A 356-nucleotide genomic window follows, 5' to 3' on the forward strand; every position below is an offset into this window, starting at 1 on the left:
CTACCGTACTGCTACACCCCGCGATGATATAATATGTAATTTAAGAAAAAATGGAGGAGGTAGAGGGATTCGAACCCCCGCGCGACTCTCGCCGCCTGTCGGTTTTCAAGACCGATCCCTTCAGCCGAACTTGGGTATACCTCCGAGATATAAACCTTTAGTGGTGGACCTTGTAGGACTCGAACCTACGACCGGACGGTTATGAGCCGTCTGCTCTAACCAGCTGAGCTAAAGGTCCTTTATGGTAGCGGCGGAGGGGATCGAACCCCCGACCTCACGGGTATGAACCGTACGCTCTAGCCAGCTGAGCTACACCGCCATAAATGATATTAAAATAAGTGGAGCCTAGCGGGATC

The 356-nt window shown here is 52.0% G+C and carries 3 tRNA genes; all 3 read right to left on the reverse strand.

Annotated features, from left to right (window positions below):
* Positions 1 to 51 precede the first annotated feature (51 nt).
* Positions 52 to 144 (reverse strand) — tRNA-Ser (locus CN409_RS31150).
* Positions 145 to 161: 17 nt separating this feature from the next.
* Positions 162 to 238 (reverse strand) — tRNA-Ile (locus tag CN409_RS31155).
* Between the two features lie 4 nt (positions 239 to 242).
* A tRNA-Met gene (locus tag CN409_RS31160) sits at positions 243 to 319 on the reverse strand.
* Positions 320 to 356 lie beyond the last annotated feature (37 nt).

It is taken from the genome of Bacillus sp. AFS012607, assembly GCF_002558005.1.
GTDB lineage: Bacteria > Bacillota > Bacilli > Bacillales > Bacillaceae_G > Bacillus_A > Bacillus_A thuringiensis_S.